Origin of the sequence: Knoellia sp. LjRoot47, from assembly GCF_964253435.1 — a bacterium.
Classification (GTDB): Bacteria; Actinomycetota; Actinomycetes; order Actinomycetales; family Dermatophilaceae; genus Knoellia.
This window is the reverse complement of record NZ_CAXUQS020000001.1, coordinates 1,819,345-1,841,499: the sequence shown is the minus strand read 5'-3', so window position 1 is coordinate 1,841,499 and position 22,155 is coordinate 1,819,345. Positions and strand designations below refer to the sequence as shown.

Here is a 22,155-nt window from a genome sequence, read left to right as displayed (position 1 = left end):
GTAACGGTGACGTGGACCACGGGTGTCACTGGTGTGGCTCGTGTGACGGGTGCGCTCAGGTCCAGGGGCCGTAGACCCGCTCCGAGTTCTCGGACAGCGCCTGGCACAGCGTCGGCACCGCGACGCCGAGCGTCGCGGCCATCGCGCGCACCGTGAGCGGCACGAGGTGGGGGGCGTTGACGGCGCCCCGGTGGGGGTGGGGAGTGAGGTAGGGCGCGTCGGTCTCGACGAGCAGCCGGTCGAGCGGCGTGACGCTCAGCGCGTCGCGCAGTCCGTGGGCGTTCTTGAACGTCACGGTGCCCGCGAAGGAGAGGTAGTAGCCACGCTCGGCGCACTCCTGCGCCATGGGCAAGTCGCCCGAAAAGCAGTGCAGCACAGTCGAACTCGGTGCCCCCTCCTCCTCGAGGATGCGCAGGACGTCGGCGTGGGCGTCACGGTCGTGGATCTGCAGCGCCTTGTCGAGACGCTTGGCCAGGTCGATGTGCCAGCGGAAGCTGTCCTGCTGCACGCCCTTCCCGTCGGGGCCGGTCCGGAAGTAGTCCAGACCCGTCTCCCCCACGACCCGGATCCGGGGGTGCCTCGCGAGGCTCTCGATCTCCTCGTATGCCGTGTCCAGACTCCCGCTCGCAGCGAGCCCGGGCACCTCGTTGGGGTGCAGGGCCACGCCGCCGAGCATCGCGGCATACGTGTCGACCATCACGACGGTCTGGCGGGCGGCCGGGAGGTCACAGCCGATCTGGACCACGCGGTCGACGCCCACGGCCTTGGCGCGAGCCAGGAGGTCGGCGACGTCGACGGCCACGCCCTCACGCTCGATGTCGAGGTGGGTGTGGTTGTCGACGACCGCGATCGGCAGGGGGTCGGGGAGGTCGGGGACCGCGGTGCGGCTCGACCTCGTCGTGGCGTCGGTGGGCGTCACGACTGCTGGAGCCGCGCGAGCTCCTCCTCCACCACCGACTCGTCTAGCTTGACGAAGACCCCGGTGGGCTTGGCGATGGCCGCGCCGACCGTGACGGGCCGGGACTCCCAGCGCGGGGTGCCGGTGTACTCCCCCGTGATGATCGGGTAGCTCCGGTCCCGGTCGCCCTCGTCGAGCCCGGAGACCTCCTCGACGACCGGCATGGGGGTGAACTCGCCCTGTCCGCCGAGGAACGCGTGCACCCGGTTGGAGGCGTGCGGGAGGAACGGCGCGAGGATCGTGTTGAGGTCGCTCACGCACTGGATGAGGGTGTGGAGCACGGTGGCCAGACGCTCGCGCTGGTCCTCGCCCTTGAGCTTGAACGGCTCGGTGTCGGTGACGTACTTGTTCACGTCGCCCACGGCCCGCATGGCCTCACCCACGGCGGCCTTGATCCGCTGCTTCGCGAGGAGGTCGCCGACGGTGTCGAACGCCTTGAGCGTCGCCGCTCGCACCGCCTCGTCGACCGGCTCCAGCGCCCCGGGCTGCGGAATCTCACCGAAGTTCTTGGCGATCATCGCTCCGGTCCGGTTGACGAGGTTGCCCCAGCCTGCGACGAGCTCGGAGTTGTTGCGCTGGACGAACTCGGCCCAGGTGAAGTTGCTGTCCTGGTTCTCGGGGCCGGCGGCGCAGATGAAGTAGCGGATCGGGTCGGGGCCGTAGCGGTCGAGGACGTCGCGGATGAAGATGACGTGGCCGCGGCTCGAGCTGAACTGCTTGCCCTCCATCGTGAGGTACTCGCTGCTCACGACCTCGGTCGGCAGGTTGAGCTCGCCGAACGTCCCCGGCTCGCCACCCTTGGCGCCGCGACCGGCATACGCGAGGAGCTCGGCCGGCCAGATCTGCGAGTGGAAGGTGATGTTGTCCTTGCCCATGAAGTAGTAGGACAGGGCCTCGGGGTCGTTCCACCACTCGCGCCAGCGCTCGGGCTCGCCGAGGCGGCGGGCCCACTCGACCGATGCCGAGAGGTAGCCGATGACCGCGTCGAACCAGACGTAGAGACGCTTGGCCTGCTGGTCCTCCCAGCCCTCCAGCGGGACCGGGATGCCCCAGTCGATGTCGCGGGTCATCGCTCGCGGGCGGATCTCCTCGAGGATGTTGAGGCTGAACTTGATGACGTTGGGCCGCCACGTCCCGCTCGCCTCTCGGCCCTGGAGCCACTCCTGCAGCGCGTCGGCGAGCGCGGGCAGGTCGAGGAAGAAGTGCTGCGTCTCGATGAACTCCGGCGTCTCGCCGTTGATCTTGGACTTGGGCTCGATGAGGTCGGTCGGCTCGAGCTGGTTGCCGCAGTTGTCGCACTGGTCGCCGCGCGCCTCCGCGTAGCCACAGATGGGACAGGTGCCCTCGATGTAGCGGTCGGGCAGGGTACGGCCCGTGCTCGGGCTGATCGCGCCCCGCGTCGTCTGCTCGATCATGTAGCCGTTGGCGTGGACCTGCCGGAACAGCTCCTGCGCCACGGAGTAGTGGTTGGCCGTCGTCGTGCGCGTGTAGAGGTCGTAGGAGCAGCCGAGGTCGGCGAGCTCGTGCGCGATGATCGCGTGGTTCTTGTCGACGAGCTCCTGCGGCGTCACACCCTCCTTGTCGGCGAGGACGAGGATCGGGGTGCCGTGCTCGTCGCTGCCGCTCACCATGAGGACGTCGTGGCCGGCCATGCGCATGTAGCGGCTGAAGACGTCGGAGGGCACACCGAACCCGGCCACGTGGCCCAGGTGGCGCGGACCGTTGGCGTACGGCCAGGCGACAGCAGAGAGGATTTTGCTCACTGCTGAATCCTAGGCGGCGCGGCGTCCCTGCTCGTATGCCGTCCGCTCCCCTCCCGGGTCGGCTCCGTCGGTCAGGTCGCGGACTCGGCTGCGGCCAGCTCGGACTTCCAGTCGCGGAAGCCTTCCTCGGTGCGGCCCAGCCGCCAGTAGCCAGAGATCGACCCCTGGTCACGGGTGAGACCGCGTTCGCGCAGCAGGAAGGGGCGGATCCCGTGCATGACCGCGCCACCCTCGCCGTGGACGAAGGCGTGGACCCGGCCCTCGCGCCACTCGAGCGCCCGGACGGCCTCGACGAGGTCCCCACCGTCCGCACGGTGCACCCACGTGACCTCGACGCCCGAGGCCGCTGCCAGCACGGGGCGGTGCTCGACGTCGTCGACGAGCAGGACGACCCTCGCCACGGCGGTGTCGGGCAGGGCGTGCAGGGCCGCGGTGATGGCGGGGATGGCCGACTCGTCGCCGGCGAGGAGGTGCCAGTCGGCGTCCGGGTCCGGACGGTAGCCCCCACCCGGACCGTTGGCGAGCAGCGTGTCGCCGGGCTGCGCGGCGGCCGCCCACGGACCGGCCACGCCCTCGTCGCCATGGACGACGAAGTCGATGGCCAGCGTGCCGTACGCGACGTCGGGGAAGAGCGCGGTGTAGGTCCGCACGACGGGCAGGTCCTGCGGCGGCATCGTCGCGCGCAGCGCCCGCATGTCCAACGGCTCGGGGTACGCGACACCGGGGCGCGGGAAGACGAGCTTGACGTAGCGGTCGGTCGCGTCGCTGCCCTCGAACGCCGAAAGGTCGTCGCTGCGGAACCACACCCTCCGCAGGCGTGGGGTCAGCTGCTCGGTGCTGGTGACGGTGAGACGGGTCGACAACGCGGGCTCCTCGGGTGGCTGGCCGGCAGGTCAAACTCCGCGCCGCCCCTCAGTGTTCCGCGATCCCCTTTCGAGTAGACATGACCTGAGACGGCGCGCACTGTGCGCCGCCGGACTTGGAGGTCGACACGTGATCGCCGCACTCACCGGCATGGGGCTGTCCGCCGCGGCAGGGCTCAACGCCTACATCCCGTTCATGATCGTCGCGCTCATCGCGCGGTTCACCGACGTCATCACGCTGCCCACGAGCTTCGAGTGGATCGAGTCGCCGTGGGCGATCGGCGTCGGCGCGCTCCTGCTCCTCACCGAGCTCGTCCTCGACAAGATCCCCGCGGTCGACACGGTCAACGACGCCATCCAGACGTTCATCCGGCCGAGCATGGGCGGGCTGATCTTCGCCGCCACCACCGCCGCCGAGGACCTCGACAAGTCGACGTGGATGGGCGACAACCCCTGGGTGGGCGTCGTGCTCGGCATCGTCGTGTCGGGACTCGTGCACTCGGGCAAGATGGCCGCCCGGCCGGCGATCAACGCTGGAACGCTCGGCGCGGGCGCGCCGGTGGTGTCGACCGCCGAGGACGGGGCGTCGCTGGGGCTGTCGCTCGTCGCGATCTTCATCCCGATCCTCGTGATCTTCGCGCTCATCGCGCTCGCGTGGCTCCTCATCTGGCTCTGGCTCAAGGTCCGGAGGTGGCGCAAGCGGCGCGAGTCGCGGGTCGGGCCGGACACGGCATACCCACGAGTCTGAGAGCCGGCTCCCAGCGGGCGTGCACCCGGGCTGCATAGGCTGCGCCGTATGGAGGCCCCCGTCGAGCAGCGCCCACTGACCCGGCGTGACCTCCTCATCGAGACGTGGCTCGTCCTCGGTGTCTCGCTCGGCGCCTCGGCGATCTGGAGCGTGCTCTCGCTCGTCCGCAAGCTCACCGCCGGCAGGCCGCTCGGGTCGCAGACGACGGCGATGAACTCGTCGGTGACGCCGGACCGCCCGTGGCTCGACCTCGCCTACCAGCTCGTCGGCATCGCCCTGGCGCTCGTGCCGGTGGTGCTCGCGCTGCACCTGCTGTCGCGCGGCGACGTGCGGGCGCGGTTCGCGATCGGGTGGGACTGGACCCAGCCGGCGCGAGACCTCGTGCGCGGACTCGGTCTCGCGGCGCTCATCGGCATCCCGGGTCTCGGCCTGTATGCCGTCGCGCGCGCCCTCGACCTCAACACCACCATTGCGGCGGCGAACCTCACCGACGTCTGGTGGGCCGTGCCGGTGCTCGTGCTCGCCGCCGCGCAGAACGCAGTGCTCGAGGAGGTCGTCATGGTCGGCTACCTCTTCACCCGGTGGTCGCAAGCCGGGTGGTCGACGTCGCGAATCCTGGTGTCGTCAGCGCTGATCCGCGGGTCGTACCACCTCTACCAAGGGTTCGGCGGGTTCGTCGGCAACGCGGTCATGGGCCTGGTCTTCGGGTGGCTCTACACGAGGACGAAGCGGGTCGGGCCGCTCGTCGTCGCGCACACCGTGCTCGACGTCGTCGCGTTCGTCGGCTACGCCCTGCTCAAGGACCACCTGTCCTGGCTCTGACGCCGCAGGCCCTGGTTACGGTCACCCGGGATGACCAGTCGGGGGTCCTGTGACGATTCGGGGGTCGCGAGTGGCCCGACTCGTCACGCAACCCCCGACTGGTCATCCCGGTCGAGCCACGTCGACCGCCGCTCGGGCCGCACTCCCTTGTCGGCGAGGATCGCGAGCAGCTGGTTCGGGCTCAGCAGGTTGGCCCACACCCAGCGGGCCACCTGCGTCTGGCGTCGAAGCCGGTCCTCACGCTTCTTCTCGGCCCAGAGCACCCGCCCCGCCTCCTCGTGGCTGGCGCCGGGCGGGATGCGGTACTTGGTCCGACCGTCGAACTCTCCCACCGCCCCCTCCCACCAGAAGTCCACGTCACCGATCAGGCCATCGGCGTCCGTGAACGAGACCTGCAGACGCGGCCTCGGGATGAGGAGGCGGAACATCAGCACGCGCGAGAAGCTCTCGCCCGGCGACATGCTCGACCCGTCGGCGATGGCCACGGCCGTCGCGGCCGATGCGCGTCCCCGCGCTCGCCTCGGGACGAGAGCGAGTTCTGCGGCGAGGTCGTCACGCGTGCACATCGCGTGTCGGAGGCAGTAGTCAGCGGCCGTGACCGCGTCCTCCAGCGCGCCGTACCGCGCCAGGTCGACGACGGTACGAGCCGGAGGCGTCACCAGCAGGCCGTGCACGCGGATGGCCCCGGTCTCAGCGCCCAGCAGAGGTCGGAGCACCGACGACCCGCTGACTCCCCGACGTGTCACAAGGTGTCGCACCGTCCCGGGCCATGCCCTGATCCGGGGAATCCCCAGGACCGCCGCGGCCGACTCCGCCGCGAACGTCACGGACTCCCCCGCCCGGTGGGTGCGCATCGTGGCGTGCACCAGGGCGGCATGAAGGTCCACCGGGGTCAGCGCCGCGGCGCTCTCCTCCGGCAGCCAGACACCCGTGCGAACCTGTCGCCACCCGCCACGGCTCGGCTCGATCCCGACCCGACGCAGGTCGGCCGTCCTCGACAACCCGCTCGGGTCGAAGCAAGGGTGGCGGGGCGGTCCGAGCATCTCCCGAGGATCGCAGGACTGGCCGGCGGCGCCGTCGAGTTGTCCCCAGGCCTCACCAGTCGGGGGTGGTGTGACGAGTCGAGGGTCGCCGAAGCCCCGACTCGTCACACAGTGCCCGACTCGTCGACGAGGTGGGTGGACGACGAACGCGAGCGGGCGGCATACGGAAGGGATCCCGTATGCCGCCCGCTCGCGACCGCGTGGAGAGGTTGCGTCAGTGGCCGTGCTTGAGGGCCGTGCGCAGGTCCTTGTTGAGCTGGCTGATGACGTCCTGCGGGATGCCCTTGGGGCAGGCCTGCGAGCACGCGCCGATGTTGGTGCAGCCGCCGAAGCCCTCGTGGTCGTGCTGGTTGACCATCGAGACGACGCGGGCGTCGCGCTCGGGCTGGCCCTGGGGAAGCTCACCGAGGTGGGTGATCTTGGCGCCCATGAAGAGCATGCCACTGGCGTTGGGGCAGGCGGCCACGCAGGCACCGCACCCGATGCACTCGGCGGCCATGAAGGCCCGGTCCGCGGCGGGCTTGGGGACGGGCGCCGCGTGGGCGTCCGGGGCCGCGCCGGTATTGGCCGAGATGTAGCCACCGGACTGGATGATGCGGTCGAAGGCGCCACGGTCGACGACGAGGTCGCGCACGATCGGGAACGCCTCGGCGCGCCACGGCTCGACGGTGATCGTCTCGCCGTCGCTGAACGAGCGCATGTGCAGCTGGCAGGTCGTCGTGCGCTCCGGACCGTGGGCGTGGCCCGAGATCATGAGGCCGCACATGCCGCAGATGCCCTCACGACAGTCGCTGTCGAACGCGATCGGCTCCTCGCCCTTGGCGTTGAGCTCCTCGTTGAGGACGTCGAGCATCTCGAGGAAGGACATGTCGGGGCTGATGTCGGACACCTGGTAGGTGACGAGGCCGCCCTTGTCGTTCGGCCCGGTCTGTCGCCAGATCTTGAGGGTGAGATTCACTTGTAGCTCCGCTGCTTCAGCTCGATGAACTCGTACACGAGGTCTTCCTTGTGGAGGACGGGCTGGCCCATGCCGGCGCCGACCCCCTCCTGCTCGCCACTCGGCGGCGTGAACTCCCAGGCGGCGACGTAGGCGAACTCGTCGTCATGACGCAGCGCCTCGCCGTCCTCGGTCTGGCTCTCGGCGCGGAAGTGACCGCCGCAGGACTCGCGACGGTGCAGGGCGTCGATGCACATGAGCTCGCCCAGCTCGAGGAAGTCGGCGACGCGGCCGGCCTTCTCGAGCGACTGGTTGAGGGTGTCGGCAGCACCGAGCACGCGCACGTTGCGCCAGAACTCGTCGCGCAGCCCGCGGATGAGGTCGATGGCCTTGAGCAGGCCCTCCTCGCTGCGCTCCATGCCGCAGTACTCCCACATGATGTTGCCGAGCTCGCGGTGGAAGCTGTCGACGCTGCGCTCACCGTTGATGGAGAGCAGGCGCTCGGTGCGCTCCTGCACCGACGTGCGCGCCTCGACCACGGCCGGGCTGTCCTCGGTGAGGTCCGACTTCGGGACCGTCGCGAGGTAGTCGCGGATCGTGTTGGGGAGGACGAAGTAGCCGTCGGCCAGACCCTGCATGAGGGCGGAGGCGCCGAGGCGGTTGGCGCCGTGGTCGGAGAAGTTCGCCTCACCGGTGACGAAGAGGCCGGGGATCGAGGACTGGAGGTCGTAGTCGACCCAGAGCCCGCCCATGACGTAGTGCACCGCCGGGTAGATCCGCATCGGGACGGCATACGGGTCCTCGCCCGTGATCCGGGCGTACATGTCGAAGAGGTTGCCGTACTTGGCCTCCACCGCGTCCCGACCGAGGCGCTCGATGGCGTCGGCGAAGTCGAGGTAGACGCCACGGCGGAAGTCGCCGACGACCGGGCCGACGCCGCGACCCTCGTCGCAGACGTTCTTGGCCTGGCGCGAGGCGATGTCGCGGGGCACGAGGTTGCCGAAGGCGGGGTAGATCCGCTCCAGGTAGTAGTCGCGGTCCTCCTCCTTGATCTCGCGCGGGTCCTTGTCGCAGTCCTCGCGGTTCTTGGGCACCCAGATGCGACCGTCGTTGCGCAGCGACTCGGACATGAGCGTGAGCTTGGACTGGTGCTCGCCCGAGACCGGGATGCACGTCGGGTGGATCTGCGTGTAGCAGGGGTTGGCCATGTAGGCGCCCTTGCGGTGCGCACGCCACGTCGCGGTGACGTTGGAGCCCATCGCGTTGGTGGAGAGGAAGAAGACGTTGCCGTAGCCACCCGAGGCGAGCACGACGGCGTCGGCGAGGTGGGTCTCGATCTCACCGGTGACGAGGTCGCGCACGATGATGCCGCGGGCGCGGCGCTCGGCGCCCTCACCGTCGACGATGACCTCGAGCATCTCGTGCCGGGTGAACTGCTCGACGGTCTTGGCGGCGACCTGGCGCTCGAGGGCCTGGTAGGCGCCGATGAGGAGCTGCTGGCCCGTCTGCCCACGCGCGTAGAACGTGCGGGACACCTGGACACCACCGAAGGAGCGGTTGTCGAGCAGGCCGCCGTACTCGCGGGCGAACGGGACACCCTGCGCGACGCACTGGTCGATGATGTTCGCGCTCACCTCGGCGAGGCGGTAGACGTTGGTCTCGCGCGAGCGGTAGTCGCCACCCTTGACCGTGTCATAGAAGAGGCGCTGGACGGAGTCGCCGTCCTCCTTGTAGTTCTTGGCGGCGTTGATGCCACCCTGCGCGGCGATGGAGTGGGCGCGGCGCGGGGAGTCCTGAAAGCAGAACGACTTCACGTGGTAGCCGGCCTCGCCGAGGGTCGCGGCGGCAGCGCCACCGGCAAGCCCGGTGCCGACGATGATGACCGACATCTTGCGCCGGTTCGCCGGGTTGACCAGGGCGGCCTCGAACTTGCGGCGGGTCCACTTGTTCTCGATGGGGCCGTCCGGCGCCTTGTGGTCGGCGATCGCGAAGCCCTCGGCGTAGAGACCGCCGTAGGGGCTGGAGCCGGTGGGGGCGTCCGTGCCAGTGGTGTTCTCAGTCATGGGTCAGCGACACCTTCAGTCGATCAGGCCGAATGCGATGGACAGCGGCGGGATGAGGAACCCGACGACGATGAGCGCGGCGACGACGAGGCCGATCGACTTCGCCCGCGCGTGCGCCTTGGGCGAGCTCGTCCAGCCCAGGGTCTGCTGCGCGCTGTAGACGCCGTGCATGAGGTGCATGAACAGCGCGACCATCGCCGCGATGTAGATGAGCAGCATCCACCAGACCTCGAAGCTCGCGACGACGAGCTTGTAGGGGTTGGCGGTGACGTCGATGCCTTGCTTGTCGGCGTTGGGCGAGATCTTGACGATCGTGAAGTGCAGCAGGTGCCAGACGATGAAGACGAGGAGGAACGTCCCGCCCCAGCGCATCCACTTCGAGGTGGCGGCGGTCTTGACCGCAGCGTACTTCGTGCGTCGCGCGGAGCCGGCGCGGCTCCACAGGGTGTACGCGGCATACGCGTGGCCCACGATCGAGACGAGGAGGACGACTCGCACGATCCAGAGCAGGCCGCCGTACGGGAGCATCGGCTCACCGAAGGTCCGCAGGTGCTCTGCGTAGGAGTTGAACGCCTCCTCTCCCTGCAGCGCCTTGAGGTTGCCGTACATGTGGAGCAGGAGATATCCGACGAAGACCAGGCCGGTCACTGCCATGAGCAGCTTGAGCGCGATCGTCGTGCTCCGCGCCGTGGTCCCGCGCGGGGAGAGCGTCGTCGTGGGCATGGAACGAAAGGTACCCCGACCTGCGAGCGGTCACCTGCTCAGGCAGGCCTAACTCACGTGTGAGATATGCACGTTACCGACGCGTATGCCGTGCGTTGCCCTGCCGTCGTCCGGCTCGGCTCACGCGTCGAGGCGCGCCAGCTCCTCGGCGGTGAGCTCGAGGTCGGCAGCGGCCGCGGAGTCGGTGACCGACTGCGGACGCTTGGCCCCGGGGATGGGGATGACGACAGGTGACTGGGCGAGCTCCCACGCAAGGGCGACCTGCTGGGCGCTCACGCCGTGGGCGCCCGCGACCTCGGCGAACGCGGGGTACTTGTCGGCGAGCGCCTTGGCGTCACCCAGCCCACCCAGTGGGCTCCACGGCAGGAAGGCGAGACCGAGCTCTTCGCAGACGTCGATCTCGGGGCGACTGCTGCGAAAGGCCGGGCTGAACTGGTTCTGGACGCTCACGAGGGACTCGCCGAGCACCGTGTGGGCGGCGCGGATCTGGTCGGGGTCGGCGTTGGAGAGGCCGATGCGGGCGACCTTGCCGCTGTCGGCGATCTCCTTGAGGGTGCCGATGACCTCGTCGTAGGGGACGGCCGGGTCGGGCCGGTGGTGCTGCCAGAGCGCGAGCTGCTCGACGCCGAGGCGGCCGAGGCTGGCGTCGACGGCGGCGCGGAGGTGGTCGGCGGAGCTGTCGGTGTCCCAGCCACCGCCGTCGGTGCGGACGTGACCACCCTTGGTCGCGAGCAGGACGCGGTCGCGCACGCCGAGCTCGTCGAGGATCGAGGCGATGAGCCGCTCGTTCTCGCCCTGGGCACCCTCGCCCTTCTCCTCGCCGGGGCCGTAGGCGTCGGCGGTGTCGAAGAGCGTGACGCCGGCGTCGAGCGCCGCCGTCACCGTGTCGATCAGCTGCTGTCGCGGCTGGCTCCCGCTCTGGTCGAACGTCATCAGGCCCAGGCCGATCGCGCCGACCTGCATGTCTCCGAGGGTGCGTGTCTGCATGTCTCCCAACCTAACCAGCGGATCCGACAGGTCGGCCGGGAGCCGCGGTCGGGTTCTCGCGCTGGGTCGTGAGGACCGCCTGTCGACCAGGTGTGGCGCAGGTCACACCGCGCTGGCATGCTGGCGACTTCGGGGCAGCGCAGCCCCGATTCGCGAAAGGCCTGCCCATGTTCGGTGCCCTGTCCCCCGCCTCGCGACCCGCACTGCGGTCCCGTCCTCTGGCCCTCCTGGCCGCGGCGGGGCTGGGCCTGTGCACCGCCCTGCTCGGTGGCCCGGCGGCCGCCTCTGCTCCGCGAGTGTCTGCTCCGGGCGTCTCGGCTCCGGCTCTGCCGGCTCCGGCCCTGGCGCAGGCACCACCCGGCGGCGCGACGACGCTCGGCCCGCGGGTCGTCGTCTTCGACCCGTCGATGCCGGTCGCGCAGATCCAGGCCCGGGCCGACGCGATCCATGCGCAGCAGGTCGACGACGAGATGGGCAGCGCCCGGTGGAGCCTGCTCTTCAGGCCCGGGACCTACGGCACCGCCACCCAGCCGCTGCAGATCAAGGTCGGCTACTACACCGAGGTCGCCGGCCTCGGGGCCTCCCCGTCGGACACCGTGATCAACGGCAAGGTCGAGGTCTACAACCGGTGCCTGGCCGACGCGCCGTCGCAGCCCTACTGCGTGGCCCTCAACAACTTCTGGCGCTCGATGTCCAACCTCACGATCCAGGTCAACGGGACCGGCCAGGACGGGTGCCGGGCGTCGGCGAACTTCTGGGCGGTCTCGCAGGCGTCGTCGCTGCGACGGGTCGACATCCGCGGCGGGAACCTCTCGCTCATGGACTACTGCACGGCCGGTCCCCAGTTCGCGAGCGGAGGCTTCCTCGCCGACTCGCGCGCCGGCGCCGTCATCAACGGGTCGCAGCAGCAGTGGATCACCCGCAACTCCGAGATCGGTAGCTGGTCCAACGGGGTGTGGAACCAGGTCTTCGCCGGCACCGTCGGGGCGCCCCCGGAGCAGGGCTTCCCGAACCCGCCGTACACCACGCTCGACCGCACCTCGGTCAGCCGCGAGAAGCCGTTCCTCTTCGTCGACGGGCGAGGCGCGTGGCAGGTGCGGGTGCCCGATGCCCGGACGAGCTCGCGCGGGACCGACTGGACGACGGGCAGCGCCGCGGGGCGCACCCTCCCCCTCTCGGCCTTCCACGTCGCGACGCCGGCTGACGCGGCGACCGAGCTCGCCAGCCAGCTCTCCCGTGGCAAGCACCTGCTGCTCACCCCCGGGATCTACGACGTCGACAAGAGCCTCGTCATCCGGCGCGACGACACCGTCGTGCTCGGCATGGGGCAGGCCACGCTGACCGCCGTCCGCGGAGCGGTGCCGCTCGTCGTCGACAAGCAGGCGCACGGCGTCGTCGTCGCCGGGGTCACCATCGACGCAGGCACGACGCTGTCGCCCACGCTCATGCAGGTGGGCCGCCCGGGACCGGCGGGCAAGAACGCGACGGGGGCGCGGGTCCCACGCTCTGCGCGGGCCGGCATACCGAGCACGACCCTCAACGACGTCTACTTCCGCGTCGGTGGGCCCCACGTCGGCAAGGCGGACGTGTCGCTGCGGATCGACGCCGACGACGTCCTCATCGACCACGCGTGGGTGTGGCGGGCCGACCACGGCGTCGAGGGGTTCACGGCCGGGGCGAGCGGCGACACCGACCGCTGGCGCACGAACATCGGCCGGGTCGGGCTCGTCGTCAACGGCGACCGGGTGCACGCGACCGGGCTCTTCGTCGAGCACTACCAGCAGCACAACACCATCTGGAACGGCGAGGACGGGGAGGTCGTGCTCTACCAGAACGAGCTGCCCTACGACCCGCCATCGCAGGCGGAGTGGAACCGGCCTGACGGCACACGCGGCTGGACCGGCTACACGGTCGCGGACGCGGTCCAGCGGCACCGGCTCTACGGCGGCGGGGTCTACGTCTACAACCGCAACGACCCGTCGATCGTCACCGAGCGGGGGTTCGAGGTGCCGGAGCGGCCCGGGGTGCGGCTGCACCACGTCCTCACCGTCAACCTCGACGCCGGCGCGATCGAGCACGTCGTCAACGACACCGGCGCCCGGGTCGACAGCACGAGGTCGGGGCAGCCGAGCTACGTCGTCGACTACCCGGCGCCGTGAGCGCGCGGCCCCGGCGGTGTCGGGGCCACGTGGCTGTCGGGGCCGCGTGACAGCCTGAGGTGATGCAGGAGATCCGCGACGTCCTCGAGCAGGACCGACAGGCGACGCTCGAGCGGCTGGCGGCGCTGACCGGCGAGTTCGACCGGATCGTCGACGCCTCGCGCGACAGCAACGCCGACGACGAGCACGACCCCGAAGGCGCGACGATCGCGTTCGAGCGCTCGCAGGTCGACGCCCTCGCACAGCAAGCACGCAGCCACCTCGACGAGGTAGACGCCGCACTGGCCCGTCTCGACGAGGGCACCTACGGCATCTGCGAGCGGTGCGGACGCGACATCGCCGACGCCCGCCTCGAGGCCCGGCCCACCGCGCGCACCTGCGTCACCTGTCCGTCACCCTGACCTGCGTGCGGCCGCGGCGGCCGTTGTCGCCGCCATCTCGCGTCGTCGGCCGCGAGTTCGGCCCCGACGACGCAGGACTCCCCCGACAAACCGGTCCGGACGCGGTCGGCCTCAGCGCTGGGCGGCCAAGGCGGCGTCGTAGAGCGCCTTCTTGGACAGGCCGGTCGCCGAGGCGACGTCGGCGCACACGTCCTTGAGCCGCTCCCCCGCCGCGACCCGGTCGAGGATGCCGGTGAGCTGGCTCTCGACGTCACCGACGACCACGTCCGCCCCCGACACGACGACGGTGATCTCGCCCTTGACGCCGTCGTCGGCCCACGCGACGAGCTCGACGAGCGAGCCCCGACGCACCTCCTCGTAGGTCTTGGTCAGCTCGCGGCACACCGCCGCGCGACGCCCACCACCGAAGACCGCCTCCATGTCGGCGAGCGACTTCGCGATCCGGTGCGGTGCCTCGAAGAACACCATCGTCCGGTGCTCGTCGACGAGCGCACGGAGCGCCCGCACCCGCTCGCCGCCCTTGCGCGGCAGGAACCCCTCGAAGCAGAACCGGTCGACCGGCAGCCCCGACACGGCGAGCGCCATGAGCACCGCCGACGGGCCGGGTACGCAGGTCACCCGGACGTCGATGCCGACAGCGGCCGAGACGAGGCGGTACCCGGGATCGGAGACGGACGGCATACCGGCATCGGTCACGACGAGGACCCGCTCGCCTGAGCGAAGTCTCTCGACGAGGTCCGCGGTCCGGGAGGCCTCGTTGTGCTCGTGGTAGCTCACGACCGACCCGGTCGGGTTGACGTCGAGCGCTTGGCAGAGACGGCGCAGGCGGCGCGTGTCCTCGGCGGCGATGACGTCGGCGGTGGCGAGCTCGTCGGCGAGCCGTGGCGCGGCGTCGCGGGGGTCGCCGATCGGCGTCGCCGCCAGGACGAGCACACCCTCACCCGAGCCAGAAGTCATGCCGCGATCCTTGCACGGGCGGCGCACAAGAGTGATGCCTACGATGTGCCGGTGACCCGGACCGACGAGCTGCGCGCCCGCCTGCTCGGGACCCGACCCACCGACGTCGTCTGGGGATGGGTCGGACCGCTGCTCGTCGCGGCGATCGGCGGGTTCCTCCGGTTCTGGCACCTCGACCGGCCGCACTCGCTCGTCTTCGACGAGACCTACTACGTCAAGCAGGGCTGGTCGCTCATCCAGCACGGCGTCGAGCTGCGCGTCCAGGGCAAGAACGAGGACGCCGACAAGCTCTGGAACGCCGGCAACACCAACGTCTTCAGCGACCAGGGCGACATGGTCGTCCACCCGCCGGTCGGCAAGTGGCTCATCGGCGCCGGCGAGTGGCTGTTCGGGCCGACGAGCTCGTTCGGGTGGCGCTTCACCGTCGCCGCGCTCGGCACGCTGTCGATCCTCATCCTCGGACGGGTCGCGCGGCGACTGTTCGGCTCGACCGTCCTCGGCTGCATCGCGGCGCTGCTGCTCGCCGTCGAGGGCACCCACTTCGCGATGTCGCGCACCGGCATCCTCGACATGGTCGTGTCGTTCTTCGCGCTGGCCGGGTTCGCGGCGCTCGTCGTCGACCGCGACCGGGCCCGCGAACGGCTGGCCGTGTGGGCGGGGAGCCGGGACGCGGAGGACGTGGACGGCATACCCCTGACGAAGGGACCGTGGCTGGGACCGCGCCCGTGGCGTTGGCTCGCGGGGCTCTCGCTCGGCCTGTGCGTGTCGACGAAGTGGTCGGGACTGTTCTTCCTCGCGGTCTTCGGGCTCATGACGGTGTTCTGGGACATGGGCGCCCGTCGCGCCGTCGGGATCCGTCCGTGGTGGCGCGAGGGCGTGTTCAAGGACGGCCCGTATGCCGCGGTGCAGCTCGTCGCTACCTCCGCCGTCGTCTATGTCGCGTCGTGGTCGGGGTGGTTCGCGTCGAGCAACGGCTACCACCGGCAGTGGAACACCTTCCATCCCGGCGAGGGCATCCAGTGGCTGCCGGCGGTGCTGCGCAACTGGGTGAAGTACCACCAGGACATGTGGCAGTTCAACACCACGCTCACGACGCCGCACTCGTACTCGTCGAACCCGTGGGGCTGGATGATCCAGGCACGGCCGACGTCGTTCTTCTACGAGGGGACGACCCGCGGGCAGGGCGAGTGCACGGTCGACCAGTGCTCGCAGGCTGTGCACACGATCGGCACGGTCTCGATCTGGTGGGTGGGGATCGTCGCCCTGCTCGTGTGCGCGTTCCACTGGGTCGTGCGGCGCGACTGGCGTGCGGGGGCGGTGCTGGCCGGGGTGGTCGCGGGGTACGGGCCGTGGTTCATGTACCAGGAGCGGACGATCTACGCGTTCTACACCGTGGCGTTCGAGCCGTGGGTGGTGCTCGCGATCGTGTTCTGCATCGGGCTGGTGCTCGGTGGTCCGTCCGCGTCGAGGGAGCGACGGCGGATCGGCGCGCTGGTCGTGGGTGGCTATCTGTTGCTGACCATCGCGCTGTTCGCGTGGTTCTACCCGATCTATGCCGCGCAGGTCGTGCCCTACGACCACTGGCTGCGCCTCATGTGGTTCCGCTCCTGGATCTGAGTCGGTCCCCGGCTCTGTCAGTTCTCCCGCCTACGGTGAGGTGGTGTTCTTCTTCCCGGGCGAGGACCGCCCCGTCATCAGCCCGCACGACCTGCGCACCGCGTCGGAGTGCGAGTTCGCGCTGATCCGGGACCTCGACGGGCTCCTCGGGCGTGCCCCCCGGCCCGACGAGGAGCGCCCGGACATGATGGACCGCATCATCGAGCTGGGCAACGCCCACGAGAACCTCGAGCGGATCCGGCTCGGCGCCCTCTACCCGGGTCGGGTGCGCGACCTCACCGGTGGCGAGCACTCCCGAGCCGGCCGCGAGGCCGCCATGCGCGAGACCCTTGCGGCACTCGAGTCCGACGCGGCCGTCCTGTGCCAGGCGACCTTCTTCGACGGTGACGTCCTCGGCTACGCCGACTTCCTCGAGCGCACCGACGACGGCTGGCTCGTCAGCGACACCAAGCTCGCGCGTTCGGCCAACGTCCCCGCCCTGCTGCAGGTCGCCGCGTATGCCGCGCAGCTCCAGGACCACGGTGTCCCGACCGCGCCCGTGGCTCGGCTCGTGCTCGGCAACGACGACCGTCGCGACTACCCCCTGACCGAGATCGTGCCCGTCTACCGGTCCCGGCTCGCTCGGCTCCAGCGCGTCATCGACGAGCATCTCGCAACGGACGCGCCCGGACGGTGGGGCGACGAGCGGTGGTTGGCGTGCGGACGCTGCGAGGTCTGCGAGGGCGAGGTGCTCGCACACCGTGACCTGCTGCTCGTCGCGGGTGTGCGGCCGAGCACGAGGAAGCACCTCCTCGCTGCCGACATCACGACGATCGACGACCTGGCTGCCTCGACCGGGCACGTCCCCGGCATCCAGGAGTCCCGGGTCGAGAGGCTGCGCGCCCAGGCGCGGCTCCAGCTCACCCAGCTCGACGACCCCCGCGCCCCCATGGCGTTCGAGGTCCACGACGAGGCGCCCATCCGCCAGCTGCCCGTGGCCAGCCCGGGCGACCTCTTCTTCGACTTCGAGGGCGACCCCCTCTGGTCCGAGCGGGGGTCACGGGACTGGGGCCTCGAGTACCTCTTCGGCGTGGTGGAGGTGGACTCCGGCGAGGACGTCTTCCTGCCCTTCTGGGCCCACGACCGGGCGCAGGAGAAGCAGGCGCTCATCGCGTTCGTCGACTACGTCAAGGAGCGGCGCCGCCTGTGGCCCGGGCTGCACATCTACCACTACGCGCCGTACGAGACGGCGGCACTCAAGAGGCTGGCCTCACGGCATGCCGTGTGCGAGGACGACATCGACCAGTTCCTGCGCGACGACGTGTTCGTCGACCTCTATGCCACCGTGCGGGGAGCCATCCGGGTCTCGCAGCGGTCGTACTCGATCAAGAAGCTGGAGCCCCTCTACATGCAGGCACGCACCGCGGACCTGCAGAAGGGTGACGACTCGATCGTCGAGTACCACCGGTTCATGATGGCGCGCGTCCAGCAGCGCTACGACGCCGCCAAGGACATCCTCGACGGGATCGCCGAGTACAACAAGGACGACTGCATCTCCACCCGCCTGCTGCGGGACTGGCTCGTGCGCCAGGTCCCGGGCGGCGGGACGGGCGAGGTCGTCGAGGTCGTGGAACCCAAACCGGTGAGTGAGGACCGCGCCGCCGCGCTCGAGCTCGAGGCCGCCCTGCGTGCTCTCGTCGAGGACGTCCAGCCGGCGCAACGCACCCCACGAGACCACGCGGTCGCGCTGGTTGCCGCGTCGGTGCTCTTCCACGCCCGCGAGGACAAGCCCTTCTGGTGGGAGCACTACGACCGGATCAAGCACCCGGTCCAGAGCTGGATGCGCTCGAGCGGCGTCGCCGTCATCGAGGGCGAGCCGGAGCTGCTCGAGGGGTGGCACAAGCCCACTCCCCGCAGCGGCTCGAAGCGCCGCTACGCCGTGCGCGTCGACCCCGCCGGCGGCACCCTGCTCGACGTCGGGGGCCAGGTGGCCGCGCTCTACTCCGCCCCGCCAGCGTTCCCGCCCCCCGCGGACCACCTCCCGGGCAACGCACACGCCAGGAGCCCCGGTGGGGTGGAGATCATCGAGGCCGCGGAGGAGATCGCGGACACTGGCAGGGTCTTCCAACGGCTCACCATTCTCGAGAACGCTCCCGCCAAGACCGAGATCGACGACTTCCCGGTGGCCTTCGTCCCCAAGGGCACCGTCGGCACGGGGAGCATCGACGCCGCCCTGCACGAGCTCGCACGCGAGGTCCTGCACGGGCACCCGACGCTCCCCCAGCGCGCGGGCATCGACGTCCTGCTGCGCACGCCACCACGCCTGCGTTCCCGCGAGCCCCTTCCCACTCCGGGCACGGGCGACGGCCGCTTCATCGAGGCCATCACCGCCGCCCTGACCGGCATGGACGACTCCTACGTCGCGGTGCAGGGGCCGCCCGGGACGGGCAAGACCTACGTCGGCGCCCGGGTCATCGCCCGCCTCGTGGGTCTGGGCTGGAAGGTCGGCGTCTGCTCCCAGGGGCACGCCGCGGTCGAGAACATCCTCGACGCCGTGGTCCGTGCCGGTGTCGACGGATCCCAGGTGGGCAAGGCCCCCAAGTACGCAGACGCCCCCGAGTGGACCGCCCTCGCGAAGTCCGACGACCTCGCCGGGTTCGTCGCCGAGCGCGCAGCGGCCGGCCTCGGTGTCGTCGTGGGCGGGACGGCCTGGGACCTCACCAACACCCACCGGATCGAGCGCGGCTCACTCGACCTCGTCGTCATCGACGAAGCCGGGCAGTTCTCGCTGGGCAAGACCCTCGCGGTGTCGATGGCGGGCCAGCGCCTCCTGCTGCTCGGCGACCCGGCCCAGTTGCCGCAGGTGTCGCAGGGCACCCATGCCGAGCCGATCGACCACTCGGCGCTCGGTTGGCTCGCCGGCGACGACGATCTCCTCCCGCGCGAGCTCGGCTACTTCCTCGAGACGACGTGGCGCATGCACCCGAGACTCACGGAGGCCGTCTCACACCTGTCGTATGCCGGGCAGCTCACCTCCGAGGACCACGCCACGGCGCAACGCACGCTCGACGGCGTCGAGCCCGGCGTCCACGAGGTGCTCGTCGACCACCGCGACAACAAGAACATCTCGCCCGAGGAGGCCGATGCCGTGGTCGCCCTTGTGGACGACCTCCTCGGGCGCACGTGGACCGCTCCGGACGAACCGGACGCCGCGAACGGACGGGCGCTGACCCAGCAGGACTTCTGCGTCATCACCCCCTACAACAGCCAGGTGGGCGTGCTCAAGCTTCGTCTGCGGGCGGCCGGCCACGACGACGTCGCGGTCGGCACGGTCGACAAGTTCCAGGGTCAGGAGGCACCGATCGCGATCCTGTCGATGGCCGCGTCCGCCCACGCCGACGTCTCCCGCGGGATGGGCTTCCTCCTCCAGCGCAACCGCATCAACGTGGCGGTCTCACGAGGCAAGCACGCGGCATACATCGTGCGTTCGAGCGTGCTCACGGACTTCGCGCCGCGCACGCCCGACGAGCTCGTCGCCCTCGGCGCCTTCCTCGGACTCTGCGAGCGCGCGGTGACGACGACGCAGGTGGCGGCCACGTCGGCGAGGTCCGCCGGCTGAGCCCGTGAGTCTCAGCGCCGCGAGTCCCCCGGGTCGGCCGGCGGCGGGTCGATGACGCGCTCGAAGTCGACGTCGATCTGCTGGTACTGCTTGAACCTGCCGATGCGCGCCTGCTGGGCGTACGCGCGGCGGTCGCCGTCGGTGAGGTCGACGTTGTCGGTGAACGGGGTGAGCAGCGCGCGGGGGTAGAGGTCGTTGGCCCGCACAACGTCGGCCTCGGCGGACAGGATCGTGCCGAGGGCGGCGAGGTGGAAGAAGGCGAACAGACCGATGACGAGCCCGAAGACGCCGTTGGTCGCGGAGGTCGAGCTCATCGCTCGTTCGACGAACCCCACTCCATAGGTCTGCAACCCCTGCCAGGTGAGGGCCGCCCCGATGGCACCGACCGCGACCTGTCGCAGGCTGAGGTCGAGGGCCACGGCTCGGCGCATCCCGAGGGCGAACGCGAGAGCGGTCCCGAGCAGCGTCGCGACGGTCACAGCGCCCCGGGTGAGCACCGGGTAGCTGTCGATGCCTCGGGCGCTGAGGATCGTGATCGAGGTCGTGATGACGACGAAGAGCAGGATCGTCAGCAGGAGGACGAAGCTGCGGCCCCGTGCGTGGAACGGGTTGGGCCGTGCGTTGCGCGGCACCCCCCACACCGAGTTCATCGCGTACTGGAACGCCTGCCCGACACCGAGCCCGCCGTAGAGCGCGACGATGCCGCTGACGATGATCCCCGTGGCGCTCCCGCGCAGGGACTGCGGCTCACCCAGCTGCGCCCCGATGACGGGGATCTCCGAGAGCGCGGAGTCCAGGACCCGCTGCTGGAGGTCGGGATAGTTGGACAGGACGACGCTGAGGACCGTCGTGAAGATGATGAGCAGAGGAAAGAACGACAGGAACGCGTAGTAGGCGATGAGGCCCACGAGGTAGCCCGCCTGGTCGTCGAAGAACTTGTAGACGACCGCGAGCGGGTACCCCACGACGCGGTGCTTGCGCTGGAACCGGTCCAGCGAGTCGACGACACCCACGCGACGAATCTCACCACACCGGGGGCCTCGCGACCGCGCCAGCCGCGTCGATGCCTGCGAGGTGCCCTCGGCAGCTCGCCATAGCCGGCACCGACCCAGTAGGCCATGGACGGTGGTCGGGCCAGGGTGGAGACTGACCGGCATGAGGGCCAAGGACCTCGTATGCCGGGTGCGCGGGCACCGGTGGCGCCGGTTCCGTCGCGAGGGTCTCGACATGCGTGAGTGCCGGCGCTGCGGCTACCTCGTGCGTGCCGACTCCGACCGGCCGAGGATGCTCGACCTGTAGGCCCGCCGGAGACAGCGAGCGTCAGGAGGCGCCATGAGGCTTTACATCTGCTGGGGCACGGGTGGCAACGACCACCACGACTGCCACAAGGCACACCAGGCACTCATCGACGCGGGCCATCGCCCCGAGGTCGTCAAGGCCAGGGGTCAGGAGCACCTGCCCCGGTTCCTCCAGCGCCGGGTGCGCCGCGAGGTGCACGCACTCACCGGCTCGTTCTTCGTGCCGGTGCTCGTCCTCGACGACGGCACCGCGATGAACCGGCCAGACGAGATCGTCGCGTGGGCCCGTGCGAACCGCTCGGACCCCTCAGCCGGCGCGAACCCCGCGACCGAGACCGCCTAGGCGACCATCTGCTCGGACTCGTCCCACAGCCGCCGGGCCAGCCCGTCGTCCCGGGCGTGCGCGCTGGAGGCCACGACCTTCTGCTTCTCGTAGTACTCGCCGCGCTCCCAGGTCGTGCCCGGCTGCCCCTCCGCCAGCCACACGAGCTGCTCCGCGCCCTTGCTCGACGACGTCGTGAACAGGTTCTTGATGAGCGGTGTGTGGTAGACGAAGCGCATCGGGTGGGTGGTGTCGCTGGCGAAGTTGCTACCCACGATCCCGGGGTGGAAGGCCGCCGTCGAGATGCCCTCGTCGGCGTAGCGACGGTCGAGCTCGCGGGTGAAGAGGATGTTGGCGAGCTTGCCGTTGCCGTAGGCCACGTGGGGCGAGTACGCCTTCTCGTTCTGCAGGTCCTCGATGTCGAACCTCCCGAAGGCGCGGGCCGCGCGCGACGACGTCTGGATGACCGTGGCATCGCTCGCGACGAGCGTCGGCAGGAGCAGGGTGGTGAGCAGGAACCCGGCGAGGTGGTTGACCTGGAACGTCTTCTCGTACCCGTCGACGGTGATCGTCCGGTCGCCCATGATGCCGCCGGCGTTGTTGGCCAGGACGTCGATCCGTGGGTATGCCGCCGCGAGCTCGGCCGCGAGTCGGCGCACCTGGTCGAGCTCGGCGTAGTCGGCGAGGTGGAACGGCGCCCCCAGCTCGGCCGCGAGGGCCCGGGTCTTCTCCGGGGAGCGCCCGACGAGCACGACGCGGTGGCCCCGCGCGGTGAGCTCTCGCGCGGCCGCGGCACCGATGCCGTCGCTGGCTCCGGTGATGACGATGGTCCTCGGGTCCACGTGCATGTCCTCTCGGGGGACGACAGAGGGCCGAGTCTGATGAGACTCGGCCCT

General features: G+C 70.4%; 19 protein-coding genes. 8 read left to right on the top strand and 11 right to left on the bottom strand.

Translation table 11 applies throughout. From position 1 onward, the window contains the following. Window positions 1–55: 55 nt before the first annotated feature. From ACSQ11_RS09040 to ACSQ11_RS09030, 3 genes are all read right to left on the bottom strand, one after another. Window positions 56–919, bottom strand: a complete 864-nt coding sequence (locus tag ACSQ11_RS09040; protein ID WP_436004804.1) for a TatD family hydrolase — start codon at window positions 917–919, stop codon at window positions 56–58. Continuing rightward, window positions 916–2,721, bottom strand: coding sequence for a methionine--tRNA ligase (metG, locus tag ACSQ11_RS09035; protein ID WP_436004803.1), 1,806 nt, complete (start codon window positions 2,719–2,721; stop codon window positions 916–918). The genes ACSQ11_RS09040 and metG overlap by 4 nt, the downstream gene beginning before the upstream one ends. Window positions 2,722–2,792: 71 nt before the next feature. Next, window positions 2,793–3,584 (bottom strand): siderophore-interacting protein, encoded by a 792-nt coding sequence (locus tag ACSQ11_RS09030; protein ID WP_436004802.1) that lies wholly within the window; start codon window positions 3,582–3,584, stop codon window positions 2,793–2,795. 130 nt (window positions 3,585–3,714) lie between these two features. Here ACSQ11_RS09030 and ACSQ11_RS09025 point away from each other — a divergent pair, with 130 nt between their 5' ends. Further along, entirely contained in the window at window positions 3,715–4,332 is a 618-nt protein-coding gene (locus ACSQ11_RS09025; protein ID WP_436004801.1) for a DUF4126 domain-containing protein, read from the top strand. 48 nt (window positions 4,333–4,380) lie between these two features. Then, window positions 4,381–5,154 carry a CPBP family intramembrane glutamic endopeptidase gene (locus ACSQ11_RS09020; protein ID WP_436004800.1) on the top strand — a complete coding sequence of 258 codons (774 nt, stop codon included), beginning with the start codon at window positions 4,381–4,383 and terminating at the stop codon, window positions 5,152–5,154. 83 nt (window positions 5,155–5,237) lie between these two features. On the opposite strand, the gene ACSQ11_RS09015 is transcribed toward ACSQ11_RS09020, so the two are convergent. The 5 genes from ACSQ11_RS09015 to ACSQ11_RS08995 all read right to left on the bottom strand — a co-directional run bounded on the left by ACSQ11_RS09015 (window position 5,238) and on the right by ACSQ11_RS08995 (window position 10,907). Beyond that, on the bottom strand, window positions 5,238–6,197 hold the full coding sequence (locus ACSQ11_RS09015) for a hypothetical protein (protein WP_436004799.1): 960 nt from the start codon (window positions 6,195–6,197) through the stop codon (window positions 5,238–5,240). A 214-nt stretch (window positions 6,198–6,411) separates the two neighbouring features. Then, window positions 6,412–7,155: a succinate dehydrogenase/fumarate reductase iron-sulfur subunit gene (locus tag ACSQ11_RS09010; protein WP_436004798.1), complete on the bottom strand. Its 744-nt coding sequence runs from the start codon at window positions 7,153–7,155 to the stop codon at window positions 6,412–6,414. Next, on the bottom strand, window positions 7,152–9,197 hold the full coding sequence (locus ACSQ11_RS09005) for a fumarate reductase/succinate dehydrogenase flavoprotein subunit (RefSeq protein ID WP_436004797.1): 2,046 nt from the start codon (window positions 9,195–9,197) through the stop codon (window positions 7,152–7,154). The genes ACSQ11_RS09010 and ACSQ11_RS09005 overlap by 4 nt, the downstream gene beginning before the upstream one ends. A gap of 15 nt (window positions 9,198–9,212) precedes the next feature. Then, complete coding sequence (locus tag ACSQ11_RS09000; protein WP_436004796.1) at window positions 9,213–9,920, bottom strand: succinate dehydrogenase cytochrome b subunit; 708 nt, start codon at window positions 9,918–9,920, stop codon at window positions 9,213–9,215. A gap of 120 nt (window positions 9,921–10,040) precedes the next feature. Further along, on the bottom strand, window positions 10,041–10,907 hold the full coding sequence (locus ACSQ11_RS08995; RefSeq protein WP_436004795.1) for an aldo/keto reductase: 867 nt from the start codon (window positions 10,905–10,907) through the stop codon (window positions 10,041–10,043). A gap of 167 nt (window positions 10,908–11,074) precedes the next feature. Here ACSQ11_RS08995 and ACSQ11_RS08990 point away from each other — a divergent pair, with 167 nt between their 5' ends. After that, window positions 11,075–13,066: an adenylyl cyclase gene (locus tag ACSQ11_RS08990; protein ID WP_436004794.1), complete on the top strand. Its 1,992-nt coding sequence runs from the start codon at window positions 11,075–11,077 to the stop codon at window positions 13,064–13,066. A 62-nt stretch (window positions 13,067–13,128) separates the two neighbouring features. Next, window positions 13,129–13,467 carry a TraR/DksA family transcriptional regulator gene (locus ACSQ11_RS08985; protein ID WP_436004793.1) on the top strand — a complete coding sequence of 113 codons (339 nt, stop codon included), beginning with the start codon at window positions 13,129–13,131 and terminating at the stop codon, window positions 13,465–13,467. A gap of 111 nt (window positions 13,468–13,578) precedes the next feature. Here the strand turns inward: ACSQ11_RS08985 and rsmI are convergent, their stop codons facing one another. After that, the gene (rsmI, locus tag ACSQ11_RS08980; protein ID WP_436004792.1) at window positions 13,579–14,424 is read right to left on the bottom strand and encodes a 16S rRNA (cytidine(1402)-2'-O)-methyltransferase; all 846 of its coding nucleotides are present in this window, start codon (window positions 14,422–14,424) and stop codon (window positions 13,579–13,581) included. 51 nt (window positions 14,425–14,475) lie between these two features. On the opposite strand from rsmI, the gene ACSQ11_RS08975 reads away from it, so the two are divergent. Both ACSQ11_RS08975 and ACSQ11_RS08970 read left to right on the top strand, forming a co-directional pair. Next, window positions 14,476–16,041, top strand: coding sequence for a dolichyl-phosphate-mannose--protein mannosyltransferase (locus ACSQ11_RS08975; RefSeq protein WP_436004791.1), 1,566 nt, complete (start codon window positions 14,476–14,478; stop codon window positions 16,039–16,041). Between the two features lie 43 nt (window positions 16,042–16,084). Then, window positions 16,085–19,639: a TM0106 family RecB-like putative nuclease gene (locus ACSQ11_RS08970; protein ID WP_436004790.1), complete on the top strand. Its 3,555-nt coding sequence runs from the start codon at window positions 16,085–16,087 to the stop codon at window positions 19,637–19,639. A gap of 11 nt (window positions 19,640–19,650) precedes the next feature. Here ACSQ11_RS08970 and ACSQ11_RS08965 read toward each other — a convergent pair whose 3' ends face one another. Then, entirely contained in the window at window positions 19,651–20,652 is a 1,002-nt protein-coding gene (locus tag ACSQ11_RS08965; protein WP_436004789.1) for a YihY/virulence factor BrkB family protein, read from the bottom strand. A 142-nt stretch (window positions 20,653–20,794) separates the two neighbouring features. On the opposite strand from ACSQ11_RS08965, the gene ACSQ11_RS08960 reads away from it, so the two are divergent. Together ACSQ11_RS08960 and ACSQ11_RS08955 are read left to right on the top strand one after the other, a co-directional pair. Continuing rightward, window positions 20,795–20,938: a hypothetical protein gene (locus ACSQ11_RS08960; protein ID WP_186827891.1), complete on the top strand. Its 144-nt coding sequence runs from the start codon at window positions 20,795–20,797 to the stop codon at window positions 20,936–20,938. A gap of 33 nt (window positions 20,939–20,971) precedes the next feature. Beyond that, entirely contained in the window at window positions 20,972–21,280 is a 309-nt protein-coding gene (locus tag ACSQ11_RS08955) for a hypothetical protein (protein ID WP_436004788.1), read from the top strand. Here the strand turns inward: ACSQ11_RS08955 and ACSQ11_RS08950 are convergent. Continuing rightward, window positions 21,277–22,107 carry an SDR family NAD(P)-dependent oxidoreductase gene (locus tag ACSQ11_RS08950; RefSeq protein ID WP_436004787.1) on the bottom strand — a complete coding sequence of 277 codons (831 nt, stop codon included), beginning with the start codon at window positions 22,105–22,107 and terminating at the stop codon, window positions 21,277–21,279. The genes ACSQ11_RS08955 and ACSQ11_RS08950 overlap by 4 nt on opposite strands. Window positions 22,108–22,155 lie beyond the last annotated feature (48 nt).